This window comes from Halopseudomonas xinjiangensis (genome assembly GCF_900104945.1).
Classification (GTDB): Bacteria; Pseudomonadota; Gammaproteobacteria; order Pseudomonadales; family Pseudomonadaceae; genus Halopseudomonas; species Halopseudomonas xinjiangensis.
On sequence record NZ_LT629736.1, the window covers coordinates 2,408,488 to 2,426,018 of the forward strand.

12 protein-coding genes are annotated in these 17,531 nt (G+C 62.4%); 9 read left to right on the plus strand and 3 right to left on the minus strand.

Annotated elements, in window-relative coordinates:
* Positions 1-129 precede the first annotated feature (129 nt).
* Both recJ and BLT85_RS11115 read right to left on the minus strand, forming a co-directional pair.
* The gene (recJ, locus tag BLT85_RS11110) at positions 130-1,848 is read right to left on the minus strand and encodes a single-stranded-DNA-specific exonuclease RecJ (RefSeq protein ID WP_093394619.1); all 1,719 of its coding nucleotides are present in this window, start codon (positions 1,846-1,848) and stop codon (positions 130-132) included.
* Complete coding sequence (locus BLT85_RS11115) at positions 1,848-2,387, minus strand: YaeQ family protein (protein WP_093394621.1); 540 nt, start codon at positions 2,385-2,387, stop codon at positions 1,848-1,850. The genes recJ and BLT85_RS11115 overlap by 1 nt, the downstream gene beginning before the upstream one ends.
* A 177-nt stretch (positions 2,388-2,564) precedes the next feature.
* Between BLT85_RS11115 and BLT85_RS11120 the strand changes: the two genes are divergently transcribed.
* Positions 2,565-3,680 (plus strand): mechanosensitive ion channel family protein, encoded by a 1,116-nt coding sequence (locus BLT85_RS11120; protein WP_407920176.1) that lies wholly within the window; start codon positions 2,565-2,567, stop codon positions 3,678-3,680.
* Here BLT85_RS11120 and BLT85_RS11125 read toward each other — a convergent pair.
* A complete protein-coding gene (locus tag BLT85_RS11125; RefSeq protein ID WP_093394625.1) occupies positions 3,655-4,161 on the minus strand; it encodes a CinA family protein in 507 nt (168 codons plus the stop codon). The genes BLT85_RS11120 and BLT85_RS11125 overlap by 26 nt on opposite strands.
* Before the next feature lie 288 nt (positions 4,162-4,449).
* Here BLT85_RS11125 and glgA point away from each other — a divergent pair, with 288 nt between their 5' ends.
* From glgA to BLT85_RS11165, 8 genes are all read left to right on the plus strand, one after another.
* Positions 4,450-5,997, plus strand: a complete 1,548-nt coding sequence (gene glgA, locus BLT85_RS11130; protein WP_093394628.1) for a glycogen synthase GlgA — start codon at positions 4,450-4,452, stop codon at positions 5,995-5,997.
* Positions 5,998-7,758 (plus strand): malto-oligosyltrehalose trehalohydrolase, encoded by a 1,761-nt coding sequence (treZ, locus tag BLT85_RS11135; protein ID WP_093394630.1) that lies wholly within the window; start codon positions 5,998-6,000, stop codon positions 7,756-7,758.
* Entirely contained in the window at positions 7,755-9,830 is a 2,076-nt protein-coding gene (gene malQ / locus BLT85_RS11140) for a 4-alpha-glucanotransferase (RefSeq protein ID WP_093394632.1), read from the plus strand. Before treZ ends, malQ begins: the two co-directional genes overlap by 4 nt.
* Positions 9,827-12,625 (plus strand): malto-oligosyltrehalose synthase, encoded by a 2,799-nt coding sequence (locus tag BLT85_RS11145; RefSeq protein ID WP_093394634.1) that lies wholly within the window; start codon positions 9,827-9,829, stop codon positions 12,623-12,625. Before malQ ends, BLT85_RS11145 begins: the two co-directional genes overlap by 4 nt.
* Positions 12,622-12,897, plus strand: a complete 276-nt coding sequence (locus tag BLT85_RS11150) for a DUF2934 domain-containing protein (RefSeq protein ID WP_093394636.1) — start codon at positions 12,622-12,624, stop codon at positions 12,895-12,897. Before BLT85_RS11145 ends, BLT85_RS11150 begins: the two co-directional genes overlap by 4 nt.
* A gap of 41 nt (positions 12,898-12,938) precedes the next feature.
* Positions 12,939-15,101 (plus strand): glycogen debranching protein GlgX, encoded by a 2,163-nt coding sequence (gene glgX / locus BLT85_RS11155; RefSeq protein ID WP_093394638.1) that lies wholly within the window; start codon positions 12,939-12,941, stop codon positions 15,099-15,101.
* A 127-nt stretch (positions 15,102-15,228) separates the two neighbouring features.
* Positions 15,229-15,987, plus strand: coding sequence for a PIG-L deacetylase family protein (locus BLT85_RS11160; protein WP_093394640.1), 759 nt, complete (start codon positions 15,229-15,231; stop codon positions 15,985-15,987).
* 267 nt (positions 15,988-16,254) lie between these two features.
* Positions 16,255-17,526 (plus strand): zinc-dependent alcohol dehydrogenase, encoded by a 1,272-nt coding sequence (locus BLT85_RS11165; RefSeq protein WP_093394643.1) that lies wholly within the window; start codon positions 16,255-16,257, stop codon positions 17,524-17,526.
* Positions 17,527-17,531 lie beyond the last annotated feature (5 nt).

The window sequence follows — 17,531 nt, forward strand, 5'->3', positions numbered from 1 at the left end:
TATATCAACCGAACCGCCAAGCGGCGTCAATGAAAACCAGTCCCATTAAGCCGAACAGGCTATTTCGTTTTTCGCACTCAACGCGTCTTGCGTATCCCCACCGAGACGTTCAGCGCGCCACTATCGAGGTCAGGCGGACTGCAGATGTTTGACCATGAGCTGCAGGCTCTGCTTGCCACGGTATTCGTTGATATCCAAGGTGTAGGCTATGAGCACGCGCTTGATTGCCGGATTCGGCCACTCGGCCGGATCGATGTGAAAAGCGATGGCATCAAGCAGCTGTGTACAGCCGCTGGGCTGAAGCACCATCTTAAGGTGTCGTTCACCGACCAGGCGCTGCTGAATGAGCGCGAACTCGCCGTGAAAACCAGGTTCGGGGAAGTGCTGGCCCCAGGGCCCTGCCTCGCGCAGCTGCGCCGCCAACTCGAGCGAGAACTCCTCGGCGCACAGTTCACCGTCGGATAGTAGCCGACCCGTCAGATCCTCCGCGCACAGCTGACGGCGGACTTCCGCATCGAAGGCCCGAGAAAACTGCTCGAAATGTGCTGCAGGCAGCGACAGGCCGGCCGCCATGGCGTGACCACCGAACTTGCTGATCAACCCGGGATTGAGTGCAGCGACCGCGTCGAGCGCATCGCGGATGTGCAGCCCCGCCACCGAGCGCGCAGAGCCCTTGAGCTCGCCTTCCCCGGCTTCAGCAAAGGCAATCACCGGGCGGTGGTAGCGCTCCTTGAGGCGTGAGGCAAGAATGCCGATCACCCCTTGATGCCAATCGGGTTGAAACAGGCACAAGCCGAACGGCAACGCCGCTTCGTCAACACAACTGCGCTCCAGCCAGGCCAGGGCCTGCTGCTGCATGTCGCGTTCGATGGCCTTGCGATCGCGGTTCAGGGTGTCCAGCTCACCGGCCATGTCGCGCGCCAGGCTCTCGTTGTCGGTCAGCAGACATTCGATGCCCAGACTCATGTCATCCAGCCGGCCGGCGGCGTTGAGCCGTGGGCCGATGATGAACCCCAAATCGGTCGATACCAGTCGCTCCGCCGGCCGGGCCGCCACTTCAAGCAAGGCGCGAATACCCGGGCGGCAGCGACCGCTGCGAATACGGCACAGGCCCTGGTGGACCAGAATGCGATTGTTGGCGTCCAGCGGCACCACGTCGGCCACCGTACCCAACGCCACCAGGTCCAGCAGTTCTGCCAGGTTTGGCTCGGAGCGCGACGGGCCGAACCAGCCTGCCTCACGCAACGATGCGCGTAGCGCCAGCATCACATAGAAAATCACGCCCACACCGGCTAGTGCCTTGCTCGGGAAATTGCATCCCGGCTGGCTGGGGTTGACGATGGCGTCGGCGTCTGGCAGCTGCGCACCGGGCAGGTGATGGTCGGTGACCACTACCTTGAGTCCCGCGGCGCGGGCGGCTGCGACACCCTCGACACTGGAAATGCCATTGTCCACGGTGACCAGCACTTCGGGCTCACGCTCCAGTGCGACCGCGACGATCTCCGGGGTCAGCCCGTAACCGTACTCGAACCGGTTCGGGACCAGGTAGTCGACCCGCCCAGCACCCAGCGAGCGCAGCGCCAGCACGGCAACGCAGCTGGCGGTAGCACCGTCGGCGTCGAAGTCGCCAACAATGATGATCGGACGTGCCTTGACCACCGCCTCATGAAGAACAGCGACGGCCCGCTCCATCCCCTTGAGCTGGGTGAACGGCAGCAGCGCTCGCACGCTGCGATCGAGCTCACGGTCGGAACACACCCCGCGGGCGGCATACAGACGCCTGAGCAGCTGCGGCAGGTTGCCTAGTTCAGGCAACTCGGCAGGCAACGCCCGCGCCTCGATGCGCATCAGCGCTCGCCCTGGAGCCACTCGAGGGGCAGCTCGTACTGTTGTTCGGCGTCACTGACGTAGAGCACCCCGTCGGTGATCATCACTCCCCAGCCAATACTGCGCGGCAGGCCAGCCGAGAGCGCTTCGTGCAGCTCCTGGGGCAGCGCGGCGATATGCAGATTGCTGAGGCCGGCCACGGCAGGCAACACCTTGTTGCCCCACGCCCGTGCATTGCCGTAGACCAGCAGCGATACGTGTTCGGCACGTCGCGAACACCATGTCAGCCGATCGGCATCGGGTTGACCGACCTCGATCCAGTGTTCGATCCGATCATCCAGGCTCTTGTGCCACAGCGCTGGCTCGTCGACGTCCGACAGACCGCGACCGAAGGCCAGGCGCTCCTGGTACCACAGCGCATAGGCGAGGATGCGTGCGGTCATCCGCGGTTCGGTCTCGGACGGATGCCGGGCCACCGTCATGCGCAGATTCTCGTAGACATTGCGGTCGACGTCCGACAGGTCCAGATTCACTTTATAGGGTGTCGCTTGCAGCGCCATGTTCCGCGTCTCGCTCGGCAGGGCGCAATAGTGTAGCGCAGCACGACCGGGCACCCCAGCACGGCGACAGGTCGGTGATCGGTCTGCCTCAGTCAGCAGTACGCGCCAGAGTGAACCCTGTGGCGCGCCCCAGGGTCAACAGGACTTGCTCGACAACCAACGGAGGTCCGCATGCCCATGGACTGGCTCTCAGATATGGATTACCCCACCCTTCGCGCGCTGATCGCCGCTACGCTTGCCGTGCTGGTCTTCGGGCTGGTGACGCGGCTGGGCCTGATGCTGCTGCGGCGGGTCACCCGACCATTTCTCTTTCCGCGCGAGCTGACCAAGAAAGTCAGCGCTCCGGTGCAATTGCTGGTCCCGCTGCTGGCGCTGCAAACGGTCTGGACCGGAGCGTCTGAGCAACTCCCTTACAGCGGCCTGCTGCGGCACGCCACACTGTTGTTGATCATCGCCACGCTGACCTGGCTGGGGCTGCGCGCGGTCAGCGCGGTACAGCAGGTAGTGGTCATCCTCAATCCGGTGGATGTCAGCGATAACCTTCGAGCCCGCCGCATCCAGACGCAAACCCGTGTACTGGTACGCACGCTGGGTGTGCTGGTCATCATTTTCGGCGTTTCGAGCATGCTGATGACCTTTCCAGGCGCCCGTCAGTTCGGCGCCAGCCTGCTGGCCTCCGCCGGGTTGGCCGGTCTGGCGGTGGGCTTTGCCGCCAGACCCGTACTCGGCAATCTGATTGCCGGGCTGCAGATTGCCATCACCCAGCCGATCCGGCTCGACGACGTCGTGATCGTCGAGAACGAATGGGGCCGGATCGAAGAGATCACCGGCACCTACGTGGTGGTGCGAATCTGGGACAGCCGGCGACTGGTCGTTCCGCTCACCTACTTCATAGAAAACCCGTTCCAGAACTGGACGCGACACAGCGCGTCCCTGCTTGGCTCGGTCTTCTTCTGGGTCGATTACTCGCTGCCGCTCGAGCCGCTACGCCGTGAGATGGAGCGGCTGTGCCAGGAAGAGCCAGGCCTATGGGATGGTGAAGTCTGCGTACTCCAGGTTACCGACTGCAACGAGAGAGCCATGCAGCTGCGGGTTCTGGCGAGCTCCGGCGATTCGTCGCGCAACTGGGATCTGCGCTGCTACCTGCGCGAGAATCTGCTGGCATTCATCAACCACAACTATCCCGGATCCCTGCCTCGCGTGCGAGCCAACCTGGAGACCCGCACCCAACCTAGCGAACAACAGCCGGCAGGTAGCGAAGGCGGGTTCACCGACCGTCAGCCACCGGTTTAGCTTCTAGCAGCTGAGCGTAATAGCTCGGCAGCTGCAGCAGCCCATAGCGCGCCGCTGCGCGACGCACCTCGTTGCGGCTGCCATCGAACCGGCGGGTTTCGCTGATCACTCGTTCCCGCCCGTTGATATTGGCAGCACAACCGAAACACACCAGACCATCGAGGTCATCGTCGTCGGATTCCGCCGCACCCGTGTTGGAAAGCGCCATGCTCGAGTTGCTGTGGCGCAGCGCCCCCAGTGCCATTTCACGCGCCACTTCCTCGCTGCACAGTCCGTATTCGTCGATCGTTTCGAAGCTGACATCGAGCATGTCGTTCTTCGCCTCGGGGAGATACACCACGTATCCTCGCTCGAACGCCGGGCCGACACCGGACACGTCGGCAATCATTGCCGCCATCAACCCCGCCGTGCAGGACTCGGCAGTAGCGACGGAAATCTGGCGGTTAATCAAAAAACCGACTACATCTTCTATACGAACCATTGGATTTACCTCTGTGGCATCTGCAATCTGAGAGGTGGCACGGATGGTCAAAGTTCCGGTTCGCAAAGACAGCCTCCGACGGGGCGGAAAGCCGGAACTTTCCGCGCAGCGGGCCGTCAGGGAAAGTAAGCGAATAAGAAATTCGCAGCACCGGCTTTCCTTGTCCTAGACGCCTGCTGAATGACGGATCAGATTGAGTGCGACGGCACCGACCTGACTCGAGTCCTTGGGGTGCCCTCGATTGAAGTAGATTGCTGTTGGCGGGGTGAGACTTTGGCGGAGAATGGTATGGGAAATTTGGTGGCGACAGCGCAGCCCGACGAGCTTGAAAATATTTCTTCTCGACCGCGATTGCATGTGGAAAGTCTGCAAACGCAGAAAAAGAAGGTGTTGTTCGTCACGCCGGAGTTTACTGACCTGGTAAAGGTCGGCGGCCTGGGTGATGTCTCCTCGGCACTCCCGCGCGCGTTGGATGCGCACCACGACATCCGACTTTTGATTCCCGGTTACCGCGAGGTCATGGATAGCGGCATCCCGATTCGCATTGTCGGCAAGGTCGACGGCCACGCCGCCCTGCCCCCCTGCCGGATCGGCCGGATGGATCTGGATGACGGAGTGATCGTCTACATCGTCATCTGCCCTGAACTGTATGAGCGAGACGGCACCCCCTACAGCGACAGCCAGGGTAACGACTGGCCGGATAATCACATTCGCTTCGCCCGCCTCGGACTGACAGCGGCCGAAATAGCCGCTGGCAATGCCTCGATCAGCTGGTCACCCGAACTGGTTCATGCCAACGACTGGCCCTCGTCGCTGGCGCCTGCTTTCATGGCCTGGCGCAAGCTGCGTACGCCATCGGTGATGACCGTTCACAATCTCTGCTATCAGGGACTCTTCGATGCCGCTTGCATGCCGGAGTTGGGTTTGCCGGCCGAGCAATTCACGCCCGAGGGCTTCGAATATTACGGTCAGATCTCCTTTCTCAAGGCGGGCCTGACCTGCGCCAACCACATCACCGCGGTTAGTCGTACCTACGCACGCGAGATCACCGAAGAGGAGCACGGCTGCGGGCTCGATGGCCTGCTGCGCAAGCGCGCCGAAGAGAATCAGCTGACCGGTATCCCCAACGGGATCGACCACACCTGGGACCCTGCCAACGACCCGCACCTGCTATGCGGTTTCCGCGAGGGCGAGTGGGACGGAAAGCGCGAACATGCCCGCTACGTGGAAGAGACCTTCGGCCTGGAACAGGATGACGGCCCCCTGTTCGCCGTGGTTTCGCGGCTGGTGCATCAGAAGGGCATCGACCTGACCATCGCCATCGCTGACGAGCTGGTCGAGGCCGGTGGACGCATGGCGGTAATAGGTCGCGGCGAGCCGAAGCTCGAGGAAGCCATGCGTCAACTGGCGCTGCGCCATCCCGGTCGTATCGGGGTCAACGTCGGTTTTAACGAGACCGATGCCCGACGCATGTTCGCCGGCAGCGACTTTTTGCTCATGCCCTCGCGCTTCGAGCCATGCGGGCTCAGCCAGATGTATGCCCAGCGCTTCGGCTCGCTGCCCATCGCGCGCCGCACCGGCGGGCTGGCTGACACCATCGAAGATGGCGTGACCGGCTTTTTGTTCAGCGAACCGACCGAAGCCAGCTATCTGGAGGCCGTGATGCGGGCGGTAAACGTGCACCGTCATCCGGAATTGCTCAACGCCATGCGTCGCAAGGCTATGGGATCGCCCCTGTACTGGCAGGAGTCGGTCAAGCCCTACGACGAACTTTACCAACGACTACTCAATGACAAGGTGCCGGCTACGCTGGCTCGCGAAGTCGGGAGACGATGAATGCCACAAAAGCTGCCCAGGCACGGAGCCCATCTGATTGACCCTAGTACTACCCGCTTCGCGCTCTGGGCACCGGATGCCCGCGAAGTATCCGTCGAACTGGACACTGGCAACATCAGCTTACTTCAACCCGGCACCGACGGCTGGTTCAGCGCCGAGGTGCCCTGCCCGGCCGGCACCGGCTACCGTTATCTGATCGATGGCGAACTTCGCGTGCCGGACCCGGCGTCCCGCGCGCAGATCGGCGACGTGCACGACTTCAGTCGGGTAGTCGACCACTCCGCATTTGAATGGACAACCGAGGGCTGGAATGGTCGGCCCTGGCACGAAACCATCATTTACGAACTCCACGCGGGTCTGCTCGGCGGCTTCGCCGGCGTCGAATCCTATCTGCCATATCTGAAAGAGCTCGGGATCACCGCGATCGAGCTGATGCCGCTGGGAGAATTCCCCGGCGCTCGCAACTGGGGGTATGACGGTGTACTGCCGTTCGCTCCGGAGTGCTCCTACGGCTCGCCAGACGACCTCAAGCGCCTGGTCGACAAAGCCCACGCGCACGGGCTGATGGTTTACGTGGATGTGGTCTACAACCACTTCGGGCCGGACGGCAATTATCTGCATGCTTACGCCGAACCCTTCTTCCGTGACGACATCCAGACCCCCTGGGGCCCGTCCATCGATTTTCGCCGCTCGGAAGTGCGCGACTATTTCTGCGAAAACGCCCTGATGTGGGTGATGGACTACCGCATTGATGGTCTGCGGCTGGATGCCGTCCATGCGATCAGCGAGAAGGACTTTCTGGTCGAACTGGCCCAGCGCGTGCGCGAAGCCGCCGGACCGGACCGGCACGTGCACCTGGTGCTGGAAAATGAAGACAACAGCGCAGGGCTGCTCGAACGCGGCTTCGATGCCCAGTGGAACGACGACGGACACAATGTCCTGCATCATCTGCTCACCGGCGAGCAGGAAGGTTATTACGCCGACTTTGCCAGCGAGCCGACATTGAAAATGGCGCGCTGTCTTGGCGAAGGTTTCATATACCAGGGCGATACCAACCGCCGCGGCCACGCACGTGGCGAGCCTAGCGCTCATCTGCCGCCGTCGTCCTTCGTCCTGTTCCTGCAGAACCATGACCAGATCGGCAACCGCGCCTTTGGCGAGCGACTGATTACCCTCGCCGACCCCGATTCGCTCCGCGCCGCAACGGCATTGATGCTGCTCTCGCCTATGGTACCGCTGCTGTTCATGGGCGAAGAATGGGGCTCGCAGCAACCCTTCCTGTACTTCACCGACCATAACGAAGAGCTCGCCCAGGCCGTACGCGAAGGTCGTCAGCGAGAATTTTCCGAATTCGCTCTGTTCGCCGGCAACGAGGGCGGCACCAAGGTTCCCGACCCGAACGCGGTAAAGACCTTCACCGCGTCGCGGCCCGATTTTGCAGGGTCGGTCGGCCAACCGGAATTCGAGCCCTGGCGCGTGCTGTATCGAGACCTGCTGCAGCTGCGCCACAAACACATCATCCCGCGCCTGGGCCAGGTTCGCTCCGAGGGCGTCCAGGTCCTTGCCGATAACGCGGTTTCTGCCCGCTGGCAGCTAGCCGATGGTCGCGTGCTGCGCATCGATATCAATCTGAGCGAAGCCTTCGTGGCGTCCGAGCCGGTGCCGCACGACGCCGAGCCCCTCTACCTGAATCGTGTCGATCCCGACTCCGGCATGCTTTCCCCGCACAGCGTAGTGGCGTTGCTGGAGGCGGCCCGATGAGCGATGCCCTTCTCGAACAACTGACCCGGGCGGCCGGGTTGGCCATCGACTGGACGGATGCCTTCGGCAAACCGCAGAGCGTGGCGCCGGACAATCAACGCGCCCTGCTGGAAGCCCTCGGCTACCCGGCCGGCGACGAACAGCAGATCCGGCAGAGCCTCAACAAAATCGAGCAGCAACGGCACAACCCCACGCTCTACCCGCTGCTTGCACATGACCAGGGCGAGCCACTGTGTTTCGCCGGGCGCTTCAAGGCCGGCCAGTCGTACCAGCTGACACTGGAGCATGGCGAGGCACTGGACGGCGATCTGGATGAAAACAGCTGTCTGCCGGGTATCGACAGCTGCGGTTACCACCACCTGAAGATCGCCGGGCAGGAAACCACGCTGGCGATCGCACCGCCTGCCTGCCCCAGCGTGGACGATCTGACCGGACGCGAAGGAGCCCGGATCTGGGGCATCACAGCGCAAGTCTATTCTCTGCGTCGACCAGGGGACGGCGGGTTGGGCGACACCAACGCGCTGGCCAGCCTGTGCGACGAGATTGCCCCGCACGGGGCCGACGCGATCGCCATCAGCCCGCTGCATGCGATGTTCAGCGCCGACCTGCACAACTACAGCCCGTACTCGCCGTCGAGCCGGATGTTTTTCAATATCCTGCATTCCTCCCCCGAACTCGTCCTCGGGCAAGAGGCCGTGGACCGGGCCGTGGAACAATGCGGCTTGCAGGAAGAAATGCGTCGGCTGGAGCAGCTCGACCTGATCGACTGGCCGGCCGCTTCAGCCGTGCGCTTACGCCTGTTGCGCCAACTTCACGGCAACTTCCAGGCCAGCCCGGGCGAGGCCATGCGCGACTTGCAGGCTTTCATTGACCAGGGCGGCGAAGCCCTGGAACAGCACTGCCGCTTCGAAGCCTTGCACGCATATATGCTGGAAAAGGGCGAAGCAGGCGACTGGCGACAGTGGCCGGCAGAACTGCGCGACCCGCACGGTACCGCCGTACAGCGCTTTGCCCGCGAGCATCAGCAGGACGTTGATTTCCATTGTTTTGCTCAATGGTTGATGACGCGCAGCCTGGAGCAGACACAGCGCAGCGCGCTGAAGGCTGGCATGAAGATCGGTTTGATCGCGGACCTGGCCGTCGGTGCCCACGGCGCAGGCAGCCAGACCTGGACACGTCAGAACGAATTCCTGCCGCAGGTGACCGTCGGTGCGCCCCCGGACATTCTCAACAGCAATGGTCAAAGTTGGGGCATTTCGGCCTTTTCACCGCAAGGGTTGAAAGAAAACGGCTTTCGCGCATTCATCGAAATGCTGCGAGCCAACATGGCTCATGCCGGTGGTATCCGCATCGATCACGTCATGGGGCTCAAGCGGCTTTGGGTGATCCCTGAAGGCGCCCCGTCGGACGCCGGCGCCTATCTCGAGTTTCCCTTCGAAGATCTGCTGCGGCTGATCTCCCTCGAGGCCTGGCGCAACAAGGCGCTGATCATCGGCGAAGACCTGGGTACCGTTCCCGAAGGGCTGCGAGAGGATCTGGCACGACGCAACCTGCTCGGCATGCGCGTCCTGCTGTTCGAGCAGGATGATGGACGCTTCATTCCCCCGGCGCGCTGGCCTGCCGATGCGCTGGCGACCACCACCACTCACGATCTACCGAGCATAAAGGGCTGGTTCAACTGCCGCGACATCGATGCGCGTATCGATGCCGGCCACCGCCCGGCGGAGCAATCGGAGGAGGATCGGACCGTGCGCGAAAAGGAAAAAACTGCGCTGGAACAGCTGCTTAGGGAAGAAGGCTTCCTCGCCGGCGCGGCCGATGACGACGACGCCAGACTCGACGCCTGCGTCGAACTGCTAGGCAGCACCCCCGCCCCACTGGCACTTCTGCCGCTGGAGGATGTCATGGGTAGCATGGATCAGCCAAACCTTCCGGGCCCCGGCGACGAGCACCCTAACTGGCGTCGTCGCTGGCCGGACGAGGTCGGCGACATGCTCAAGGACGGGGCAATCACGGCCCGTCTCAAGCGACTGGGCAAGGCACGTCAAGCGACGCGGAAAAAGGCAACATGACCGATTTACGGGCAACCATCCGACTGCAGTTTCACAAAGACTTCACGCTCGACGACGCGGTACCACTGGTCAGCTATTTCGCCAGGCTGGGCATCAGTCACATCTACGCCTCGCCCTTGCTGACCGCTCGCCCCGGCTCGATGCATGGTTACGACGTCATCGACCCCACCCGGATCAATCCGGAACTTGGCGGCGAACCCGCGCTGCAGCGGTTGATCGAGGAACTGCGCAAGCACGACATGGGCCTGATCCTGGACATCGTCTCCAACCACATGGCCGTGGGCGGTAGCGGCAACCCCTGGTGGCTTGATGTGCTGGAGTGGGGCCCGATGAGCCCCTTCGCGCACTTTTTCGACATCCAGTGGCAATCGCTCGATCCGTTCATGCACGACCAACTGCTGGTGCCCTTCCTGCGCACCGATTATGGCGAAGTCCTTTCCAGCGGCGAGTTGCGTCTGCACTTCGACGCCGAGCAGGGTCAGTTCTACGCCGCGCATTACGACCACCGTTTCCCGCTGTATCCACCGACCTACCAGCAGGTGTTGCGCGCCAGCGACAACGAGACGCTGGCGGCCATGGCAGACAAGTTCCAGTTGCTGGACGAGTCCGCCGGTGCCTGGAGAATTGCACAGGAACTGCGCCGTGAACTGGCCGAGGCGGTATCGCGAGAATCGCTGCACGGTGCCATCGAGCATGCGCTTGCCCGCTTCGATCCGACCAACGAGGGGGGCCGCAAGCCGCTACACGTATTGCTGGAGCGTCAGTACTACCGCCTGGCGAGCTGGCGTACCGCTGCCGACGACATCAACTGGCGCCGCTTCTTCGATATCAACGAGTTGGGCGGCCTGCGGGTCGAACTGCCCGATGTATTCGAAGCAACCCATTCCAAGGTATTCGAGCTGGTCGAGAACGGCAGCATCGACGGGCTGCGGATCGATCACGTCGACGGTCTGGCCAACCCCCGCGCTTACTGCCGCCGGTTGCGCCGCCGCGTCGATAGCCTGCGTGGCGAACAGGGCAGCGCGCACTTTCCGATCTATGTCGAGAAAATCATCGGCGAAGGCGAAGCGTTACCGACCGGTTGGGGCGTCGACGGCACGACCGGCTATGAATTCATGAACCAGGTCTCTCTGCTGCAACATGACACCGAGGGCGGCACTCAGCTGGGCACATTATGGAACTCGCTCAGTGGGCGCCCTGCGGACTTCCTCGAGGAGGTTTATGAGGCGCGCAAACTGGTACTTGCCAGCTCTCTCGCCGGGGATCTGGAAAGCGTTGCCCAGGGCCTGCTGCAGATCGCGCGCTTCCACATCGACACCCGCGACCTGACCCTTGGCGCCATCCGCCGGGTGCTCACCGAACTGGTGGCGCATTTCCCGGTATATCGCACCTATGCCGGCGCGGTCGGTCGTTCGGCCGAAGATCAGGTCTTCTTCGACCAGGCCAAGGAAGGCGCACGCGCCTACCTGCCCGAAGCCGAGTGGCCGGTACTCGAACAGCTTGATCAATGGCTCGGCGGCGAGCCGCTTTGCCGTTTGCCGCCCGGGCATGAGCGCCACCTGCGCAACAAGGTGCTGGTGCGCTTCCAGCAACTGACTTCCCCCGCCGCGGCCAAGGCGGTGGAAGACACGGCCTGCTATCGGGCCGGGGTGTTGCTGTCGCGATACGACGTCGGCTTCGATCCTCAGCACCTGGGCGCCGACGCTGCAACCTTTCATGAAGAATGTCTGAACCGCGCGCAGACGTTCCCGGATTCGATGCTGACCACCGCCACGCATGACAACAAGCGTGGCGAAGACACCCGGGCGCGGCTGGCGGTACTCAGCGAACGCGCATCCTGGCTGTCGGAGAAGGTGCAAACCTGGCAAGGGCTGGCCGCCCCGCTGCGCGGCGAACTGGACGGCAACCCTGCGCCGACGCCGGGCGATGAAGCCATTCTCTACCAGGCCTTGCTCGGTAGCTGGTCGCCAACGCTGGATGCGAACGACGGGGAAGCCATGCAGGGCTACCTCGATCGACTGCTTGGCTGGCAGGAGAAGGCCTTGCGGGAGGCCAAGCTGGTCAGTAGCTGGAGCTCGCCGAACGAGGCTTATGAGCAGGCTTGCCGAAGCTTTCTGAGTACGCTGATGACCGGCGACGATGCCGCCGAACTGCGCCGTGACATCGCCCAGGCGGTTGACACCATCGCGCCGACCGGCGCGCTTAACGGATTGGTCCAGACCATGTTGCGTCTGACCGTGCCGGGCGTGCCGGACTTGTACCAGGGCTGCGAGTTCTGGGACTTCAATCTGGTCGACCCGGACAACCGCAGACCGGTCGATTTCACCGCGCGCGTCGAAGCGCTGCAGCAGACCCCGGAGCCCGCCGAACTGTTGCAAGCGTGGCGCGACGGTCGCATCAAGCAATGGCTGATCCGACGCGTTCTCGGCATCCGGGCGGCGCAACCACAGCTGTTCCGCCACGGCGCCTATGTTGCGCTGGAAACAGAAGGCGAACATGCAGACCGGGTCGTTGCATTCGCGCGTCGCTACGAAGGCGACTATCTTGTGATCGTAGTGCCGCGCACGGTTAGCGCCCTGCTTGGCGACAGCCCGACTCCTCTCGTTCCAGCGGAACGCTGGGGCGACACGCGGGTCAGGCTGCCTTCGCCGATGCACGAGAACCAGTTGAGCTGCGCGCTGTCTTCTTCTTCGATCAGCCCGGTTGACGGCTGTATCGCCGTCAGTGACGTACTGGCGGACTTTCCGGTCAACCTGCTGTGTTCCACCCCTCATTGCAAGGAGTCAAGCGTATGACCACCGACGACCGCGTGCAACAGCTCGCCTATCAGATCTGGGAATCGGAAGGAAAGCCCGAAGGCCAGGAAGCTCGCCACTGGGAGATGGCACGCAAGCTCGCCGAGTCCGAAACAAGCGAGACCCCGGCCAAGCCGGCACCGAAGGCCAAGCGCGTCAGCAAACCCAAGGCTGCACCGGACGCTGAAAAGGCCAAGCCGGAAAGCGAGAAGCCAGCGGTACTGAAAAAACCCCGCGCTCCGCGAAGCACGAGCAAGACTCCGAAAGTTTGAAGCTGTTCCCGGCGCCGCCGGGACGAAAGAGGTTTTGATCAATGAGCAGGCAGCAAACCCGTTCCGCTGCGCCTGAGGTGACTCAGCGCTCGCGTGTTTCAGAAGGTAATCCCTTTCCCCTCGGCGCGACCTGGGATGGTCTGGGGGTCAACTTCGCCATCTTTTCCGCCCACGCTACCAAGGTCGAGCTGTGTCTGTTCGACAGCAAGGGCGAGGAAGAAATCGAACGCATAGAGCTGCCTGAGTACACGGACGAGATCTGGCATGGGTACCTGCCCGACGCACATCCCGGCATGGTGTATGGCTATCGCGTGTACGGGCCGTACGAGCCGGAGGCCGGTCATCGTTTCAACCCGAACAAGCTGCTGATCGATCCGTACGCCAAGCAACTGGTAGGCGAACTGATCTTCGACGAAGCACTGTTCGGTTACACCATCGGGCATCCGGACGCCGATCTCAGTTTTGACGAGCGCGACAGCGCGCCCTTCGTCCCCAAGGCGAAGGTTGTCGACCCGGCGTTCACCTGGGGCGAGCGAAACTGGCAGCGTATTCCGTGGGACAAGACCATCGTCTATGAGACCCACATCAAGGGCATCAGCATGTTGCATCCTGCGGTGCCGGATCGCCTGCGCGGCACCTTCGCCGGGTTGAAGAACGGCTCGCTGCTGCAGCACATCCGCTCGCTCGGCGTCTCCAGTGTCGAACTGCTGCCGATTCACGCCTTCGTCAACGAGCCGCACCTGCAGGAAAAAGGCCTTTCCAATTATTGGGGTTACAACAGCATCGCCTTTTTCGCGCCGCACCCGGCGTATCTGTCCAGCGGCAACATCAACGAATTCAAGGAAATGGTTGCGCATCTGCACCACGCCGGGCTGGAAGTGCTGCTGGACGTAGTCTACAACCATACCGCTGAAGGCAATGAGCTTGGCCCTACGCTCTCCATGCGCGGCATCGACAACAGCAGCTACTACCGCCTGCTACCGGACAACAAACGCTACTACATCAACGACTCCGGCACCGGCAACACGCTGGATATGGGTCATCCCTGTGTCCTGCAGATGGTCACCGACTCCTTGCGTTACTGGGCGTCGGAGATGGGTGTCGACGGCTTTCGCTTCGACCTGGCGACCATCCTCGGCCGTTATGCGGACGGGTTCGACGAGCGCCACGGCTTCCTCGTCGCATGCCGGCAGGATCCGGTGCTGAGCCAGGTAAAACTGATCGCAGAACCCTGGGACTGTGGCCCCGGCGGCTACCAGGTCGGCGGCTTCCCGCCCGGCTGGGCTGAGTGGAACGACCGCTTCCGCGACAACGTTCGTGGTTTCTGGCGTGGCGACGAGGGGCAATTGCCGGAGCTCGCCAGTCGCCTGACAGCCTCCGGCGATCACTTCAATCAGCGGGGACGCCGGCCATTCGCTTCGGTCAACTTCGTTACTGCGCACGACGGCTTCACCTTGCGCGACACGGTCTCATACAACGAGAAGCACAACGAGGCCAACGGCGAAGACAATAACGACGGCAGCGATCACAACATTTCCTGGAACCACGGCGCGGAAGGTCCGACCGACGATCCGGACATCCGCGAGCTGCGCATGCGCCAGATGCGTAACATGCTGGCGACGCTGTTCTTCTCGCAGGGCACACCGATGATTCTGGCGGGCGACGAGTTCGGCCGCACCCAGCACGGTAACAACAACGTGTATTGCCAGGATAACGAAATCGCCTGGATTGGCTGGGAACTGGACGAGGAGGCCCGCAGCCTGCTGGAATTCACCCGCCGGTTGATCACCTTACGACGCGCCTATCCGATCCTGCGCCGCGGTCGCTTTCTCATCGGCCACTACAATGAAGAGCTCGGCGTCAAGGATGTCACCTGGCTGGCACCCGACGGTGAGGAGATGACCGAGTCGCAGTGGCACGACAACAACGCCCGCTGCCTTGGCATGATTCTCGATGGTCGCGCGCAACCCACCGGCATTCGTCGCAGCGGCGCGGATGCGACTTTGCTGCTTATCATCAATTCGCATGATGACGTAGTGAACTTTATCCTTCCGGAAGTTGCCCAAGGCTCGAGCTGGATCTGTCTTGTGGATACCAATCGACCTGAATCCCGCCCCGTAGAGCGCTATGACTTCGGGGATGAGTTTTCGGTGACCAGCCGATCTCTGTTGCTATTTGAACTAGAACATCAGGACCCGCACTAGCGTTCGCTTACGCACCGCGTGCGTGGAGCCTGGGAAAGCCCGTCGGGGGAGCCATACGGCTCCCCCGTCACGTAGTCGGCCAGGAGCGCAGTCGGGCGACGGTGAGATCCTATGGAGTTGGGAGCGAATGAAGTTCGAAGATTTCGGCCGCAGCGGGGCACCTTTGCACGCCTGGAAAAGCTCGAGCCGCCTGGCATCGCTGCCTGCGGTGAGCTGTGACGAGCTGGTCCCCCCGCATGCCCGTGCAGTAGTTCTGGCTCCACACCCGGATGATGAAATACTCGGCAGCGGCGGCATTCTGCAGCTGCTCGCCCGGCGTAAACGCAGCTTGATGCTCATCTCCGTCACCAACGGCAGCGCCAGCCATCCTGATTCGACCCACTGGACCAGCGAACGGCTCGGAATCATACGTCCCCAGGAAAGCGCCGAGGCCTTGCGTCGCCTTGGGCTGTACATGAACGGTCTGCAATGGATTCATGGCGGTTTCCCTGATAACAGGGTCGGCGATCAGTTGGTCGACCTCAAGCGCTTCCTGCGCACCTACCTGCGCCCGACCGATGTGATATTCACACCCTGGCGTGATGATGGTCATGCGGATCACGAGGCGGTGGCTGACGCGGCACTGGCGGTTGGCCGGGAAATCGGCGCTGCGGTGTATGAAGTGCCCATCTGGGCCTGGAACTGGGCGAGCCCGGAGGATCCACGGATTCCCTGGGCCCGCGCTCATAAGATACATCTGGATCGCTGGACCCAGGCGCGCAAGCGTCACGCCATCCAGGCGTTTGCCAGCCAGCTGACGCCCGACCCGGTCAACGGCCGGGCTCCGCCATTGAATCCTGCGACGCTGGAACGGCTCCAGCAGGCCTTCGAGGTGGTTTTCCTCTAGCGCACGACGATGCGGGAACACCGGCCTCTTTGTCGATGCCCTGTTATCGCTGGGTGCCATTTGAAAGCGACGACCTCCGAGACGGCCGCAGGATTTGCAATATGGTCGCCCCGCGAATACGTCCCTTCCATGTCCGGATATCGATCTCGAGTGTCCTTTTCTGCTGAACGCGGCGGTTCACAAAAGTTGAACCGCCTCTCTTCGCAAAAGTCCATTTCTACAGCACTCGGCAACTTCCATTCGAAGCGCGATACGAGGACACAGTGTATGAAGGCAGTCGTATTCCATGATGTAGGGGATATCCGCCTGGACGACGTCCCGGAGCCCACCCTGCGATCCCCCACCGACGCGATCATCCGCGTGACAGCAAGCGCCATTTGCGGCACGGACCTGCACTTCGTGAGGGGGACCGTCGGAGGTATGAAAGCCGGGACCATCCTGGGTCATGAAGGTGTCGGCATTGTGGAAGAGCTCGGCTCGGATGTACGTAACCTGCAGGTCGGTGATCGCGTGGTCGTCCCTTCGACGATCGCCTGCGGCAACTGCTCCTACTGCCGCGCCGGCTACTACGCTCAATGCGACACTGCCAATCCAAACGGCAAGACGGCGGGCACTGCGTTTTACGGCGGCCCTACCTTCACCGGTCCGTTCGATGGCTTGCAGGCGGAAAAAGCACGTATCCCGCACGCCAACATCGGTCTGGTAAAGCTGCCTGATGAGATCAGCGACGATCAGGCCATCCTGCTCTCCGACATTTTCCCCACCGGTTACTTCGGCGCCGAATCAGCTGAGATCACACCCGGCGACAGCGTAGCCGTGTTCGGTTGCGGCCCGGTAGGCCAGTTCGCGATCGCCAGCGCCAAACTGATGGGTGCCTCACGCATCTTCGCCATCGACCGTTTCCCTGATCGACTGGACATGGCTCGCCGTCAGGGCGCGGAAACCATCAATTTCGACGATGAGAATCCGGTCGATGCGATCAAGCGGTTGACCGGCGAGATCGGTGTGGATCGCGCGATCGATGCGGTAGGCGTCGATGCAGAATGCCCGCATGGCCACGGTCATGATCAGAAGCAATCAGCCGGCCAGCCCTGGCAGCCAGGCGATGCGCCGGCACAGGCGCTGGAGTGGGCGGTGGAGGCTCTGGCGAAGGCCGGCACGCTGTCGATCATCGGCGTCTACTCCGGGGAGTCCAAGACCTTTCCGATCGGTGCGGCGATGAACAAGAACCTGACCATCAACATGGGTAACTGCCACCATCGCAAATACATTCCGAAGCTGATCGAGCTGGTCGTCAGTGGCCGGATAGATCCGACCAAGGTGCTTACCCAGGTCAAGCCGATGAGTGACGTCATTCAGGCGTTCGAAGCCTTCGACCGTCGCGACAGCGGCTGGATCAAGGTCGAACTCAAGCCAGGGGCCGGCGTGCAGGACAAGGAATCCGAGGCTTCGCGGAAGGCCAACACCGAGCTCGACGAGGCCATCGACGAATCCTTCCCGGCCAGCGATCCGCCAGCCATGACGCGGCCGAAGAGCTGAGCCGG

Coding starts and splice junctions, on each gene's coding strand:
- recJ (WP_093394619.1), bottom strand. CDS start 1,848: ATGCGCATCGAGGCGCGGGCGTTGCCTGCCGAGTTGCCTGAACTAGGC.
- BLT85_RS11160 (WP_093394640.1), top strand. CDS start 15,229: ATGAAGTTCGAAGATTTCGGCCGCAGCGGGGCACCTTTGCACGCCTGG.
- BLT85_RS11145 (WP_093394634.1), top strand. CDS start 9,827: ATGACCGATTTACGGGCAACCATCCGACTGCAGTTTCACAAAGACTTC.
- BLT85_RS11125 (WP_093394625.1), bottom strand. CDS start 4,161: ATGGTTCGTATAGAAGATGTAGTCGGTTTTTTGATTAACCGCCAGATT.
- BLT85_RS11120 (WP_407920176.1), top strand. CDS start 2,565: ATGGACTGGCTCTCAGATATGGATTACCCCACCCTTCGCGCGCTGATC.
- malQ (WP_093394632.1), top strand. CDS start 7,755: ATGAGCGATGCCCTTCTCGAACAACTGACCCGGGCGGCCGGGTTGGCC.
- treZ (WP_093394630.1), top strand. CDS start 5,998: ATGCCACAAAAGCTGCCCAGGCACGGAGCCCATCTGATTGACCCTAGT.
- glgX (WP_093394638.1), top strand. CDS start 12,939: ATGAGCAGGCAGCAAACCCGTTCCGCTGCGCCTGAGGTGACTCAGCGC.
- BLT85_RS11165 (WP_093394643.1), top strand. CDS start 16,255: ATGAAGGCAGTCGTATTCCATGATGTAGGGGATATCCGCCTGGACGAC.
- BLT85_RS11115 (WP_093394621.1), bottom strand. CDS start 2,387: ATGGCGCTGCAAGCGACACCCTATAAAGTGAATCTGGACCTGTCGGAC.
- glgA (WP_093394628.1), top strand. CDS start 4,450: ATGGGAAATTTGGTGGCGACAGCGCAGCCCGACGAGCTTGAAAATATT.
- BLT85_RS11150 (WP_093394636.1), top strand. CDS start 12,622: ATGACCACCGACGACCGCGTGCAACAGCTCGCCTATCAGATCTGGGAA.